A 273-nucleotide genomic window follows, 5' to 3' on the forward strand; every position below is an offset into this window, starting at 1 on the left:
TTTGCCCATTTTGATAGGTTTTTACGCATATAGCGAATGTTATTTAACGTATAACCTATTTCTGTGCCAAATGCTTCAACTTCATTTTTATTTAAATCTTGTTTGAGTGCATCGAAAATCTCTTGTTCATGCAGTTTAATTTGTTTAGCTAACTGTTTTAAAGCTTTTTTTACGTGATTTGAGCGAACGTGTCGCATGTGATTGAAAATAACGTTGTGTTGCATTGAATTGTGTGTGAAATGGATTCAATAGGAAATGCTCCTTTCAAATAAT

1 pseudogene is annotated in these 273 nt (G+C 31.9%); it reads right to left on the reverse strand.

Annotated elements, in window-relative coordinates:
• Nucleotides 1-197: pseudogene (locus HUK49_RS11090) on the reverse strand (hypothetical protein); the annotation flags it as partial.
• Between the last annotated feature and the right edge of the window lie 76 nt (nt 198-273).

The sequence above is a fragment of the Limosilactobacillus portuensis genome (genome assembly GCF_014838735.1).
GTDB lineage: Bacteria > Bacillota > Bacilli > Lactobacillales > Lactobacillaceae > Limosilactobacillus > Limosilactobacillus portuensis.